The 13,915-nt window shown below is 51.4% G+C and carries 16 protein-coding genes; 4 read left to right on the plus strand and 12 right to left on the minus strand.

Annotated elements, in window-relative coordinates:
* Positions 1 to 132 precede the first annotated feature (132 nt).
* The 12 genes from BQ7382_RS00260 to BQ7382_RS00315 all read right to left on the minus strand — a co-directional run bounded on the left by BQ7382_RS00260 (position 133) and on the right by BQ7382_RS00315 (position 11,498).
* On the minus strand, positions 133 to 1,863 hold the full coding sequence (locus BQ7382_RS00260) for an MBL fold metallo-hydrolase RNA specificity domain-containing protein (RefSeq protein WP_077389629.1): 1,731 nt from the start codon (positions 1,861 to 1,863) through the stop codon (positions 133 to 135).
* Positions 1,853 to 2,662, minus strand: coding sequence for a PHP domain-containing protein (locus BQ7382_RS00265; protein ID WP_077389632.1), 810 nt, complete (start codon positions 2,660 to 2,662; stop codon positions 1,853 to 1,855). Before BQ7382_RS00265 ends, BQ7382_RS00260 begins: the two co-directional genes overlap by 11 nt.
* Before the next feature lie 23 nt (positions 2,663 to 2,685).
* A complete protein-coding gene (gene hpt, locus BQ7382_RS00270) occupies positions 2,686 to 3,270 on the minus strand; it encodes a hypoxanthine phosphoribosyltransferase (protein ID WP_235847897.1) in 585 nt (194 codons plus the stop codon).
* Between the two features lie 120 nt (positions 3,271 to 3,390).
* Positions 3,391 to 3,834, minus strand: coding sequence for an Rrf2 family transcriptional regulator (locus BQ7382_RS00275; RefSeq protein ID WP_077389635.1), 444 nt, complete (start codon positions 3,832 to 3,834; stop codon positions 3,391 to 3,393).
* A gap of 109 nt (positions 3,835 to 3,943) precedes the next feature.
* Entirely contained in the window at positions 3,944 to 5,113 is a 1,170-nt protein-coding gene (locus BQ7382_RS00280; protein ID WP_077389638.1) for an iron-containing alcohol dehydrogenase, read from the minus strand.
* Positions 5,114 to 5,158: 45 nt separating this feature from the next.
* Complete coding sequence (locus BQ7382_RS00285) at positions 5,159 to 5,608, minus strand: flavodoxin (RefSeq protein WP_077389641.1); 450 nt, start codon at positions 5,606 to 5,608, stop codon at positions 5,159 to 5,161.
* A gap of 27 nt (positions 5,609 to 5,635) precedes the next feature.
* Positions 5,636 to 6,256, minus strand: a complete 621-nt coding sequence (locus tag BQ7382_RS00290) for a TetR family transcriptional regulator (RefSeq protein WP_077389643.1) — start codon at positions 6,254 to 6,256, stop codon at positions 5,636 to 5,638.
* A gap of 127 nt (positions 6,257 to 6,383) precedes the next feature.
* Entirely contained in the window at positions 6,384 to 8,003 is a 1,620-nt protein-coding gene (locus BQ7382_RS00295; protein ID WP_077389646.1) for an EAL domain-containing protein, read from the minus strand.
* Between the two features lie 136 nt (positions 8,004 to 8,139).
* Positions 8,140 to 8,946 carry a protein-ADP-ribose hydrolase gene (locus BQ7382_RS00300; RefSeq protein ID WP_077389649.1) on the minus strand — a complete coding sequence of 269 codons (807 nt, stop codon included), beginning with the start codon at positions 8,944 to 8,946 and terminating at the stop codon, positions 8,140 to 8,142.
* 32 nt (positions 8,947 to 8,978) lie between these two features.
* Positions 8,979 to 9,881, minus strand: a complete 903-nt coding sequence (locus BQ7382_RS00305) for an ATP-binding protein (protein ID WP_235847898.1) — start codon at positions 9,879 to 9,881, stop codon at positions 8,979 to 8,981.
* Entirely contained in the window at positions 9,881 to 10,816 is a 936-nt protein-coding gene (locus tag BQ7382_RS00310) for an SIR2 family NAD-dependent protein deacylase (RefSeq protein WP_144082043.1), read from the minus strand. The genes BQ7382_RS00305 and BQ7382_RS00310 overlap by 1 nt, the downstream gene beginning before the upstream one ends.
* Positions 10,817 to 10,910: 94 nt before the next feature.
* Positions 10,911 to 11,498 (minus strand): TetR/AcrR family transcriptional regulator, encoded by a 588-nt coding sequence (locus tag BQ7382_RS00315; RefSeq protein ID WP_235847899.1) that lies wholly within the window; start codon positions 11,496 to 11,498, stop codon positions 10,911 to 10,913.
* A 180-nt stretch (positions 11,499 to 11,678) separates the two neighbouring features.
* Here BQ7382_RS00315 and BQ7382_RS00320 point away from each other — a divergent pair, with 180 nt between their 5' ends.
* The 4 genes from BQ7382_RS00320 to BQ7382_RS00335 are packed head-to-tail and all read left to right on the plus strand — an operon-like array spanning position 11,679 to position 13,815.
* The gene (locus tag BQ7382_RS00320) at positions 11,679 to 12,002 is read left to right on the plus strand and encodes a carboxymuconolactone decarboxylase family protein (RefSeq protein WP_330618702.1); all 324 of its coding nucleotides are present in this window, start codon (positions 11,679 to 11,681) and stop codon (positions 12,000 to 12,002) included.
* Positions 12,002 to 12,355, plus strand: a complete 354-nt coding sequence (locus tag BQ7382_RS00325; protein ID WP_077389651.1) for a cyclophilin-like fold protein — start codon at positions 12,002 to 12,004, stop codon at positions 12,353 to 12,355. Before BQ7382_RS00320 ends, BQ7382_RS00325 begins: the two co-directional genes overlap by 1 nt.
* A 19-nt stretch (positions 12,356 to 12,374) precedes the next feature.
* On the plus strand, positions 12,375 to 12,809 hold the full coding sequence (locus tag BQ7382_RS00330; RefSeq protein WP_077389654.1) for a cupin domain-containing protein: 435 nt from the start codon (positions 12,375 to 12,377) through the stop codon (positions 12,807 to 12,809).
* A 34-nt stretch (positions 12,810 to 12,843) separates the two neighbouring features.
* Complete coding sequence (locus BQ7382_RS00335) at positions 12,844 to 13,815, plus strand: alpha/beta hydrolase (protein WP_077389657.1); 972 nt, start codon at positions 12,844 to 12,846, stop codon at positions 13,813 to 13,815.
* Positions 13,816 to 13,915 lie beyond the last annotated feature (100 nt).

A 13,915-nucleotide genomic window follows, 5' to 3' on the forward strand; every position in this document is an offset into this window, starting at 1 on the left:
AGCCTCCGCACATCCTGTTTTGTCAGAATACACGAAGGCTGATGCCATGTCTATGCGGTCCGTCAAATTGTGCATTTGCCTGCCGGATAAAGGTATTTTTATGCGCTCACGGGTTCCTCACCAATGGACCCGTTATGCCCCATGCTCCTCCTCCTGTTCAAAAGGGTCGCTCCTGGTGCTGGACTCTCCGTCCTCGAGTGTTATCTCCCTGAGTTCCAGCGTGCTGTCGTTCAGCTCGCTGATGATGTTGTTCAGCCGGATCAGCTTATCCTGATCCATCCTGCTCCCTGTCATCAGACGGGCGTTTAACAGGGCGTCGTCGATGTTGTCGTTGATCGACGAGATCTTGTTTCTGATGCCCTGGATCTCCTCGTCGCTGAGCATGTCCTCCTGGAGCTCCTTATCTCCTCCAGGCAGCGTGCCGAGTTTCTCCGCCACAGTGTCCTCGCCGTGGCCCGGAGCCAGGCTGAACTCGCAGTTCTCCGTGACCACAACAGGTGTGATCCCCAGCTTTTCCTCGAGATGACGGGCGAAGTCGTTCTTGGACTGCTCTTCACCGTGTACCAGGAAAAACTTCGGCCGGTTCTCGAAGGCTGCGACCCAGCGCGTGAGGCCGTCCTGGTCGGCATGACCCGAAAACCCCTCGAGGTTAACGATCTCTGCTTTTACCATGACCTCCTCGCCGAAGATGTTGACGCTTTTCGCGCCTTCCACGATCTTCCTTCCGAGGGTACCCTCAGCCTGGTAACCCACGAAGATAACAGTGTTTTTCTCGTTCCACAGGTTGTGCTTGAGGTGGTGCTTGATGCGTCCGGCCTCGCACATGCCGCTGGCGGATATGATGATCTTCGGGGTGTTGTCCATGTTGAGGCGCTGTGAGTCCTCGGTGTTCTGGGTGAACCTGAGGTTCTTGAACTCCAGCGGGTGGTCTCCCGATTCGATGTAAGCCTTGGCCTCTTCGTCGAATACGGACACGTTGGCCTTGAAGACCTCTGTTGCGGCATTGGCCATAGGGCTGTCGATGTAGACCATGATGTCCTTGAGGCGCTCGGCCATAGCCGGGTTTTCATCGTACACCTTGTTGAGCTCGTAGATCATCTCCTGGGTCCTGCCCACGGCGAAGGACGGGATGACAACTGTGCCGCCACGGTCCACCGTCCGAAGGATGGCGTCGAGAAGGTTGTTGATGCTCATGGCGTTGTCGGGATGGAGCCTGTTTCCGTAGGTGCTCTCCATGATGACATAGTCGGCCTTGCGGAACTTCGTCGGGTCTCTCAGGATCGGTCTGCCCTCCACTCCGATGTCTCCGGAAAAGATTATCTTAGTCTCTTCGCCGGCCTCTTTCACCCAGAGCTCGGTCATGGCGGAGCCGAGTATGTGGCCCGCGTCGTTGAAGCAGATGGTGATCTCTTCATTGAGTTTGATGATCTGGTCGTACCTGACCGGCTCGATCAGCGGGAGACAGGCCTCCGCGTCCTCTACCGTGTAGAGTGGCTCCACAGTCTTCTGGCCTTTTCTCTGAGCCTTCTTGTTGGCCCACTCCGCCTCCTTCTCATGGATGTATCCGCTGTCTCTGAGCATGATCGGAAGCAGGTCCGCAGTCGGCTTCGTGCAGTAGATCCTCCCGCGGAAGCCCCTCTTCACCAGAAGTGGGATCCTGCCGCAGTGGTCGATGTGGGCATGGCTCAGGATCATGGCCTCCACATCAGATGGATCAAACGGAAATTCCTGAAAATTAAGCTTGTCCTGTGACTTTCCTCCCTGAAACTGTCCGCAGTCCATCAGCAGGTTGTGATGATCTGTGGTCAGAAGGTGGCAGGATCCGGTCACGCCCGTAGTTGCCCCGCAAAATTCAATCTTCATTTTCGAATCTCCTCTCGTTCTCAGAATGAAAATCCGATCCTCCTGTTACTGTCATATCCCTGGCTCTGGCGAAGTCCCTGAGCCACTGGGAATCGTAAAAAGTGGCGGATGGGTGCCAGCACTCTATTCCGTCGACGCCCGAATCCATCAGCCTTTCTATCACGTTCGTGATCCTCGGCCTGAACGTCTCCAGCGTCTCGTTCTTCTGCCGGATCTCCATTGGATGCGCCATGACCGCCATTCCTCCGGCTCTGTGTATGAGGCTGATCGCCCTGGCACTGGGCATGTGCTTCTTCTTCACAGAGCTGATCTCCGGCCTTGAAAACACTGTCCTAAAGACCTCTTTGACGGACTGCGCATATCCCTTTTTCACCAGGACCCTGGCGAACGTGGGTTTTCCCACGAAGTGTCCGTCGTTTATCTCCAGCAGATCGTCTATGCAAACATCGTAACCCATCTTTTGGAGAGCCTTCAGAAATTTGTCGTTTCTCTTCGCCCTCTCCATTCTTGCCTCGAACAGCGCAGCCTGGAGCTCCTCGTTCTCCAGATCAAAGCTGTATCCAAGCATGTGTACGGTGTTGCCATACTCATCCACCGTTGAGAGTTCTATTCCCGGTATCACGGTTATGGCCTTTTCCCGGGCATAAGAAATCGCGGCAACGGACCCCTCCAATCCGTCGTGGTCCGTTATCGCGATAGTTGAATACCTTCTTTGAATGTACCAGTCGACGATCTCCTCAGGTGTCTTCACCCCGTCGGAAAAAGTCGTGTGAATGTGATAGTCGCAGTCAAGCAGCATGCCGTCTCCTCAAGCTCGTTATCCTAGTTCTCACTCTGCAGATAGCTGATATATGGAAGGCCTCTGTATCTCTGGTCGTAGTCCAGTCCATATCCGATGATGAAAAGATCGTCCACCGTGAATCCCACGTAGTCGGCCTTGAAGCCGGTGGTGCGCCTGGACGGCTTGTCCAGCATGGTGCAGACTTTCAGCCATCTCGGGTTCCTCTCCTTGAGCTTCTCCATGAGGAAGCTGAGGGTGTTTCCGGAATCCACGATATCCTCTACGACAAGTACGTTCTTCTTGTACAGGTTAGACTCCACGTCCATCTTGATGGTCACAACTCCTGAAGAAGCCGTGCTGGAACCGTAACTGCTGGCTATGACGAAATCCAGCTTGGTGTCCATCGGTATCTCTTTCACCAGATCCGTCATCCACATTACCGCACCCTTGAGAGTGCATACCACGATGAGCTCGTCCTGGTCCTTCAGATCTTCCCTGATCTGCCGTCCAAGCTCCCTGGCACGGGCTCTTATCTGCTCCTCCGTGAAGAGTATCTTTCCCACAGGCTCCTGTTCCATAGCCGTCTCCTTCTTGACCTCTGCCGAAGCCTTCTTTTCCTCTGCCATCCGTATTCTCCTTCTGTTAGATTTATACTCAATTATACGCAAAGGCTCTGCGTATTGCAAAAAATATAACGCATCCCCCAGACGTCTCCGGGGAAATGCGTCATGACGCGTAATGAGTTATTACTTTTTTTCCGACGAGATGTTCCTGTACACCGTATCGTACACTTCCTCGACGCTCCTCCCGGCGAGATCTTTCTGGAAATTCTCCTGGATCTCTTTTAGCTGGGAATCGAGCCCGCTGTGTATATTCCTTCCCACCGGGCATTCCGGGTTGGGATTCTCATGGAATCGGAAAAGATCGTCAGCGCTGTTGGTCTCCACGGCGTCGTATACGTCGAGGAAGGTTATGTCCTTCAGAGGCCTGGTGAGGCTGATCCCTCCGGGGCCTCTCTTTACATCTATCAGCCCGGCGTTCTGTAGCTGTACCATTATGTTTCTCACTATCACGGGATTGCTCCCGATGCTTGCCGCGAGGAACTGGCTGGTGACCTTGCGGTCCTTTCCAAAATACTCCACTGCTGCCAGCAGGTGGATCCCTATCGTGAATTTAGTTGAGATCTGCATGAACGTGCACCTTCCATTACTGTATTTTCATAATTGTAATGTATACCATTACAATTATGATGTCAAGTTCGAGGCTTTTTACTATGCATCGTCCACTCACATCGATGATCTACAGTGACTCTCTGAATATCTCCTCTATCTCGGCTGCATCCAGCTTGCGATAGCCTCCGTCCAAAATGATGGTGCCCTTCACCATATCAGGGATCATTTCCTCCGTGGCTCCGAGATCTGTCAGGTTCATCACAACTCCGATTTCTTTCATCCAGGCCTCCATGGCGCTCAGTCCGGCCTCCGCCAACTCCTTTTCAGACTTTCCATCCGCAGGAATGTCCCAGACGTTTGAAGCGAACCTGGCGAATTTTGGCAGACCATCATTCATTATGTGGCGATAGTACGGCAGGGATACGGCTGCAAGCGTCATTCCGTGGGTTGCGTTCGTACATGCTCCTGCAGACTGTCCGAGCATGTGCACCATCCAGTCCGTGCTCTTGCCCTTGGCGATCAGTGTGTTCAGGGCCCAGGTCGCGGTCCACATAATATTGCTCCTGGCCTCATAGTCCTGCGGGTCCTTTACCGCTATACGGCTCGAATGGATCACGCTCCTCATCAGCCCTTCGCTAATGTAATCGCTGGTGTTGTCGTCCTCTCCGGAAAAGTACTGCTCGCAGATGTGATTGAAGATATCGTAAATGCCGGATACCATCTGGTAGCGCGGAAGTGTCAGCGTATAGGACGGATCCAGTATGGCAAACCTCGGCATGATCTTCTCGTCCTTGAACACGTGCCCTATCTTCAGCTTCTGTTCCGGGTTGGTGATTACGGCACCTGAGTTCATCTCGGAGCCTGTTCCCACCATGGTGAGGACTGCTCCGACTGGAAGGGTCTCACACGTCGGCTCTTCAAAGTGTATGTAATATTTCTCCCACGGATCCTCATCGCAGTTCACTGATACTGACAGAGCCTTGGAATAGTCGATGACTGAGCCGCCTCCAACGGCGAGGATCAGGTCCACTTTATTTTCTCTGGCAATAGCGATCCCCTCTCTCAGCTTCTCTATAGTAGGATTCGGCATGACTCCGGCGATCTCTGTAACGTTTTTCCCGGCATCTCTGAGCACTCCAATGACCTCATCGTATATACCGTTCTTTTTGATCGAGCCGCCGCCATATACCAGCAACACGTTGTCTCCGTACTTATTCAGTTCATCCCTCATCGAGCCGACAGCCCCCTTGCCGAAATACAGCTTTGTAGGATTGCAGTATGTAAAATTACCTAACATCGTTTTCTCCTTCTCGTCATCCTTATTTCGTCGACGATATCGCTGCTACAGGATATCTCCTTTTACACTGCCGTTCAGCAGCTTGCCTCCGCAGATGTCCAGATCAGGGTACTTCTTCTGAAGATCCTTTATCGCCGCACTGATCCCTGTCCCGCCGGATGTGGCGAAGATCCCGATCTTCTTTCCTGCGAGGTCGTTGTTTTCGATGAACGTGTTGATGACCCTCGGGGCAACTCCCCACCAGATCGGGAATCCAATGTATACGGTGTCGTACCCTGAAAGCTCTGTGGTCTTCTCCGCCAGCTCAGGTCTTGATGACGGATCTCTCATCTCAAGAGTGCTGCGGCTCTTCCTGTTTGTCCAGTCCAGGTCGGCGGAGGTGTATTTCTGTGCAGGGACTATCTCGTACACATCTGCTCCCACCTCTGAGGCCAGATCCTTTGCCTTTCTTGCGGTCACGCCGCTGGCAGAATAATATGCAACTAATTTTTTCATGGCTCTTTACCTTCTTTCTTAATCCAGCTACTTCAGCAGCTGCAGTACACACATGCGCACCATTTCTTCTATGGTGGTCTTTCTCACTTTCATGCCAACGGAATCCATGGCCCTCTCCTGTTTTTCCGTGTGGTAGACATATGGATACACACCATACAGGAAAGGAAAAAACTGGTATACGAAATCGGATCTTTCATCTTTGGACTTTTCAGGGAAGAATTTCTCGAGCAGCTTTTCCATACTGGTCATAGTCTGCATGAAGACCTCTTTAAAATCATTCAGACTTTCCTGCCTTGAGTTCTCCTCGATATCATAGAGATCAGTCGACTGGATCTCCAGGAGGAGCTTTCTCTCTCTGAGGCTTTCAGCCAGATCCGCTGCAAACTCGTCTCCAGTCATTTTCTGATGGCCCGTGAGTATACCCTGGAGGTCATCGTTCCACCTCCTGTACTCGCGTTCCAGAACGCCCAGGAAGATCTCTTCCTTCGTCCGGAAATAGTTGTAGATCGAAGGCCTGGAAATGCTGGTCTCACAACTGATCTCCTTCAGATTTATGTCGCGGAAGCTCATGGTCTCATGAAGCCTGACACAGGCGTCCATTATCTCATCGGGCCTGCCTTCGACCACCTCTCTCGATACCTTAGCCATTGGACCTCCTTCGAAATTAATTTGACATCATGTCAGTAATTGCAGTATAGTCATTATCTGACGCGATGTCAATAAAGTGCTTTGTATTATAATAAATGCTCGAAAAAAGCCGCGGCGGACATCACTGCTACGGCTTTTCCAGATTCACCATATCTTCCGGTCCCAGCCCGGATGAAGGCTGTGCGTTTTTGATACATGAAAGTATTTTGCTGTCATCCGTTCTCGGGATGAGCAAAAGGTCTATTTCCATCCAGCTGAATTCAAGTTCTCCGGACGATGTCGGTCGTAGTATCCGGAAGTACTCCCTCAATATGCCGCCAGGAGCGCCGTGAAGGCGGTCCTTCATCGTGTCGGGGTCCGCATACAACATATATCGCTCTCTGTCCTCAGGATGGACCATGTTCCTGCAAAACGCCTTCAGGCCTCTCCTGAGATCGTCATGTTTCTTCATTCCCCCGTCGATCCCGAAGTTGTTTATCACATTATCGGCGGTGTTGTTGTCCGGATCAAGAATGTGTACGTCGTCAAACAGCAGCGCAATGTCCTCTGCCGACCTGTCAAGGATCTCCCCTGTCTTGCGGGTCCTGTCCTCGGTGATGTTTACGAGAGAAGAAGTGATGATCACCCGCTTTTCCTGTTTCACCACCATGCGGAAGGCGAGACGTACGAAGAAAGAGTTGTCCGGGAAATACATCACCGCGGTCTCCCCAGTCGATATAGCGTATTCGATGAGTGCCCTGAACTTCTCGTGCATCGGGAAATGGGCGCTGTTCAGTATGAACTCTGATTCTGTCCTGTTTCTCCGGCCGATACTCCTGAGCTGTTCCTTCTGCTTCTGGTTGGCGAACAGATAGTGGAAGCTGTCCCTGTCCCCGTCGTATTCCAGCACTCCCAGTGGGACATCGCTGTTGACCACGTGAGAGTCTGCCGCATCATAGAAAGACTTCCAGTCTATCGACTCCGGGTGCACATCGTCTCTACGGATGTAATGATCCATTTCATCCACCGAAAGTGGCATCGAATAGTAAAAGCCCTGCATCATGTCGCAGCCGATCTCTTCCAGGAACCGGACGTGCTCCTCCTTTTCCACCCCCTCGGCAAGTGTACGGATACCAAGGTTTTTGGCCATGTTCACCGTGCTCCTCATTATCTCTCTGGAGACCGGGGAAAAGGATCTGAGAAAGCCCATATCCATCTTGATCACGTCGAGTGTATAGTCATTGAGGAAGATGAGTGAAGAATACCCGCTGCCAAAATCGTCCATGCATATCTGAAAGCCTTCATCCCGCAGGTCTTTCACGACGTTCCTCATCTTGTCTTTGTTCTTTACGAGGGTGCTCTCCGTGATCTCCAGCCAGATCAGTTCCTTGCTTATGTGGAACTTTTCCACCTGTTCCTGCACGAATGATGCCACATCCATCACGTCAAAATCGCTTCTGGAGAAATTCACCGATATTGGTCCTACTCTAAGGCCCTGATCAAGGCGACCTCTCTGCATCTTCGCCGCTTCGATGAACATGTGACAGTCCACCTTGTATATGAGTTCTTTTTCTTCCAGCACTGGAATGAAATCCGCTGGCATGAGGAATCCGTATTCCGGATCCTGCCAGCGGGCAAGTGCCTCAGCCGCTGCAACGCCTCCGTTGATGGTGCGTATTATGGGCTGAAAAAACGGTCTGATCCATCCGTTCTCAAGAGCTTCGTCCAGGTGGGAAACTATATAGTCATTCAGTCGATTCTTGTCCATATGTCTGCTTTCTTGTATACATTATGCTGCGACAATAGTAAATCAATCCCGGCCCTCAGACAAGAATTTTACTGAATTTTTTTGTGTTCAGCTTCTCACCGTGCCGTCATGTGTTTCAAATCGGGGCGTCTATGTCCTACTGACTCAAAATATTCCTGTAGATCTCCATGTCACTGTCTTTGAACACATTGAAGATCACTTTCTTCATGCAGCTGTCAGGATGACCATTCAGCCATCCCCGGACCGTCTTCACAGCGATCTCCGCCGCCTTATTCTGCGGGAACATGAAAACCCCTGTGGAGATGCAGCAAAAAGCGATGCTCTCGCAGCCGTGCTCCGCCGCTATGTCCAGGCAGTTCCGGTAGCAGGCGGCGAGCTGATCCTTGTGCTCCTTCTTCAGGAAGGGGGAGACTATCGGGCCGACGACATGGATGATATACCTTGATGGAAGGTTATATGCGGGAGTTATCATCGGGACAGCCGTGGGCTGCTGATAGTCCTGACCGTTGATCTTTCTGAGTGCCTCCATCTTCTGGTATGTATCCCAGCGCAGTTCCACGCCGCTGAACGTCCCGACGATGTTGTCCTCACAGTTGTGAAGGGGCCTGTAGCAGCCGGTCATCTGGCTGTTGGCTGCATTGATCACGGCGTCGCACCTCAGGGTGGTGATGTCTCCCTGCCACAGATACAGTCGCGGATCAAGAGGCACAGGTGACAGGTCACTGATGTCGGCTATTCCCTTTTCTTCAGCCCGCAGCGAAAGATATTCGTCCTGCACCTTCAGGAACTCCTGGGAAGCGGGTGCCGGAAGGCGCACGTTGAAGAGGGCCCGCAGGAGATTCCTCTGACCCTGATCGTCTGCGGGGATCTCATATCTTCCGTATTCCAGCATCTCCTCCTGAAGTGCTCTTATAAGATATTTTCTTCTCTCCTCCTGAGTCATGATCCGACCTCCTCCGTCAACACGCCTCACCCTTAAATGTAATCTATAGGAAGTGCCACTAAGTTTTCCCTGAGATATGTTTTCCTGCCGATCATGCACAGAATCACTCCCATGCCTCTTTTTTTACCAGGCACCTTATCCAGAACTGTGTTGGCAGATCCCATTGAAGCTTTAGGATTTCCTGTCATCTTAATTTCAACTGGGTATAAAACGCCGTTTTCTTCGATGATCAGATCGATCTCATTTTCAACGGTGTTCTTTTTATCTTTTCCCCTGTAGTAATAGATCTGGAATTGATAATCACGGCCTTCATTCGAATAAGACTTCAGGATCTCTGAAACAACAAATGTTTCAAACATACTGCCTGCGACAGCTGAATTCTTCAGCGCATCCGCCGTCAACCATTTTGTAAGATAGCAAGCTAGTCCGGTGTCTCGAAAGTAGATCTTGGGTGTTTTGATCGCCCTGTTCAAGGCGCTAGCACTATAAGGCTGCAGAATATATACGATCCCGGTTCTTTCCAAAATGGAGATCCAGTTTTTGACTGTCGGCTCACTTACACCGATTTCCGACGCAATATTGGCATAATTCAACATCTCTCCGGTCCTTGCCGCAACAGCAGTCAAAAACCTTGTAAATGTAATACTGTCTGTTGAAATAAGTTCATTGATATCTCTCTCCAGATAAGTGGCTACATAGGATGAATAAAAATCCTGCCAACCACGGTCAACATCATATAATTCAGGATACGACCCTTTATGAATAAGTTCCCAGATATCGTCATAATGCCTCAATTCCTTCTCGCGCTCACTAATATACTGCTCCGTTGGGACAAAATGTTCATTAAAGGGAACATGATTTATTTCCCGAAGAGACAAACCACCCAACTCACAGATCGATACTCTGCCCGCCAGAAATTCGCTTACACCTTTCATCAGTTCAAGTTTTGCAGAACTTCTCCGATATCCCCTTCAATGCACACCGAACGATCCGCGACAGCCTGTGGACAGTACGCCTCGCCCTTGTTGATGCAGACGTAGAATGCCTTCGTGTTTTCTGCCGCATACTGCCAGAAAGGGAATTTGATTATCACCGGGGTGTTCATCCCGACACCCAGCTCAAGGTAAAGTATGCGATCTCCTTTGTGTCTCCTGTTGAACGCCTCATACCGGCTCTGTGCCCAGTGCCAGCCCTCGTCCTCCACGAACGTTCCGTCAACGCGAAGGTTGAGTGTCATTCTGCTCCCATCGTCCGGGCATGTCGGAATCAGCTCCTCAGGCACCTCCATCTTGAGCTCCCCGTTCTCCGGAGGCTGGAAGACGCCGTCCTCATCCCTCACAAAGCCCTGGGCCTCCATCATCGCCATCACCGTCTCCCGGTTGTCCCAGGTCTTCTGCCTGACCGGAGCCACGCTCTGGAAAAGGCCGTAATCTCCCTGGGTGTAGAACAGCCTCTTCTTATCAAAACCTGCCATCTGAAACTGGTGATCCACGTTTGTGGTCAGGACGAAGTAGTCTCTGTCCACGACGAGAGATAGCAGATCATCGTACACGGAAGACGGCGCCTTCACGTACCGGTTTATGTATATGTGCCTGCTCCACCATGCCCAATACGTCTTCTCGTCAGGAAAAGGATAGAATCCTCCTGAGTACATATCGGTGATGCCGTACTTTCCGGCAAAATCATAGAAGTATTTTTCAAATCGCTCTCCCGAGTAGGTCAACCCCGCAGACGTTGAAAGTCCGGCCCCTGCACCGATCAGGACACCGTCGCACTGATCCAGCTGCTGCTTCAGGATCTCCACCTGCCGATCTTGATCAACTGTCAGGCCGTTGGAAAGCTTCCCTGGAATATATGATGAATAGAACATGTGACACCCCCGTTCTTAAAGATCCGTTTCGCTTTATAAATGTAATATAATCCATTACATTTAAGATGTCAACGCATTTGTTACAATATATTTTCTAAAGGTCGTGTCTGACATCCGATATCCCGTGAAGGAAAAGCCTGTTCGTCAGCTCTATCAGATCTTCCAGTGAAAGGACCTTGCCATCTTTCACCCACTGGCGATAGATGTTCACCGAAGTCAGGCAGAGAAACGTGTTGATAACGTTCTGCTCTTCCTTCGAGTAATTGGCGTAGGGGTTATATCTGCTCCGGTTGTGGATCATCATGGTCATGAAGAGCTTGTCGGAAAAATCCCTGTAGCTCGGGGCGCACACCATCCTTTCCATGTACGGCTCCTGCCGGGACATGAAGGTGAAAAAGACTCTGTTCACCTCGTCGAATGGTGCATCAGGGGCGGTCTGTTCGATGAGCCGGCAGTATTCCTGGAAAAGATCTTTCATGATGTCCTCAAACAGCGCTTCGATGGTGGTGTAGTGGAGGTAGAAGGTCTTTCTGTGGATCTGCGCGCGCTCCGACAGTTCCTTTACTGTTATCTGCGATGCATCCATCTCCATCACCATCTCCTTGAACGCATCCTTTATAGCCTTCTGAGTCTTCAGTACCCGGAGATCCGTTTTTCTCCCGATCTTTCTCTCTTCCATCATCCACTCCTCCCGGCTCTGCCGCCGAAGCCTTCCAAGATAATATCCACTTTTTTCCATGTGTGGCTTAATCCACACCTCCCGGGATCTGGCAATTGAACCCGGCCTCCGGAGACATCATAATATCGGCGAAGGAAATAAACAACACGTGGACATTAACTTGATATCAAAAAGGAGAAAACAATGGCAGACAAGATAGTTCAGACCGCCGGCAGAGACTCCCTCGGAGACTTCGCCCCGGAGTTCGCACACTACAACGATGACATACTTTTTGGAGAAAACTGGAACAACCAGGACATCGACCTTAAGACCCGCTGCATCATAACCGTGGTGGCCCTGATGGCCTCCGGGATCACGGACAGCTCTATAAAATACCATATTGAAAACGCCAGGAATCACGGTGTGTCCAAAGAGGAGATGGCCGCGGTCATCACCCACACCGCCTTCTACGCCGGATGGCCTAAGGCATGGGCAGTGTTCAGGATCGCCGCGGAAGTCTACGCGTGATGAAGAAGATAAGCATCACTGATGGATCCACCGTCCTGTATGCCTGTCTCAACGACACCCTTGCAGCAGCGGACCTTGAGGAACGTCTTCCATGTAAGTTCAACGTCACAGATTCGGGGACAGATCTCTGCGGTCCGGCTCCAAGGGGAGTGTATGACCCAATGGAGCTCCAGACGGGATGGAAAAACGGTGATCTGAGCCTGTGTGATGGATGGTTCGCCATTCTTTATGCGGGGCAGGAGGATTCCAAGGCATATGGACACATGATGATAGTCGGGCACCTGGAGGAGGCTTCCCTCGAAAAGGTCAGGGAGCTTCCTGCGCATGTAACACTTAGGGTAGACCTTGCTTGAAATACAGGAGGAAATACAGATGAAATATCAGAATAGAGAAGATTTTGAAAAGGTAAACGATTTTGGCACAGGAGCCCCTAACGATGGATTCGCACAGTATTTTACCGGTGACTCCTTCCTGAACGTACTGGTGGACCCTGCCACATCCCCTCTTTTCCTGGCAAACGTGACCTTCGAGCCTGGATGCCGCAACAACTGGCACATCCACCACGCAAGCAAGGGCGGCGGCCAGATCCTGATCTGCACTGCAGGAGAGGGATGGTATCAGGAAGAGGGCAAGGTTGCCCAGGAGCTTCTTCCGGGAACGGTAGTGGTGATCCCGCCGGAGACGAAGCACTGGCACGGAGCAAAGAAGGACAGCTGGTTCGCCCACATCTCCCTGGAAGTACCGGGAGAGAACACCTCAAACGAGTGGCTGGAACCTGTGACCGATCAGGAATACAACGCTCTGTAGATATTTAAATCATTTGACAGACAGGAGAAACAATATGGAAAACGAAAAACTTGCACTATCACAGGAATGGGACAAGACTTTTTCCCAGAGCGATATGGTATATCACAAGAAGATAACCTTCCACAACAGATACGGCATCACCCTTGCCGCGGATATGTACACACCGAAGGATCACGGAGGACCGCTGCCCGCCCTGGCGGTAGCCGGGCCTTTCGGCGCCGTAAAGGAACAGGCATCCGGGCTTTACGCCCAGACGATGGCGGAGAGAGGCTTCCTCACCATAGCCTTTGACCCTTCGTACACAGGAGAAAGCGGCGGAGAGCCACGCTATGTTGCCTCCCCGGACATCAACACGGAGGACTTCTGCGCTGCTGTTGATTTTCTTTCGGTCCAGGAAAATGTGGATCCTGAAAAAATCGGGATCATCGGCATCTGTGGATGGGGCGGCATGGCCCTCAACGCAGCGGCCATAGACACCAGGATCAAGGCCACTGTGGCATCCACCATGTACGACATGAGCAGGGTGACTGCCAACGGATACTTCGATGCTATGTCCGAAGACGACCGCTACCAGCTGAGAGTGCAGCTTAACCAGCAGCGTACCCAGGACTACAAGAACGGCTCCTATGCCCTGGCCGGAGGACTCCCTGAAGAGGCACCTGAGGATGCGCCGTTCTTCGTAAAGGACTACGTGGCGTACTACAAGCACCGTGCTTATCACAAGCGCTCCCTCAACTCCAACGGAGGATGGAACATGACATCTTCCCTGTCTTTCCTTAACATGCCTCTCCTTTCCTACACTGGAGAAATAAGGAATGCGGTTCTTGTGATCCACGGAGAAAAAGCTCATTCCTGCTACTTCTCCAGGGATGCCTTCAAGAAGCTGGAGGGAGATAACAAGGAGCTGATGATCATCCCTGGTGCTGTACACACAGACCTGTATGACAGCATGGACGTGATCCCGTTTGACAAAATCACGGAGTTCTTCAACGAATACCTGAAGTAAATAGTTCAACTGAAAAAGGGACGTTTCGGTACCTGCGCACTCGCGTATAGCGATGCATCCAGGTCTGAAACGTCCCTGTTTTAATAAAATATGTCGATCC

Source organism: Mobilibacterium timonense, from assembly GCF_900155555.1.
In the GTDB taxonomy this organism is placed as follows: Bacteria; Bacillota; Clostridia; order Peptostreptococcales; family Anaerovoracaceae; genus Allobaileyella; species Allobaileyella timonense.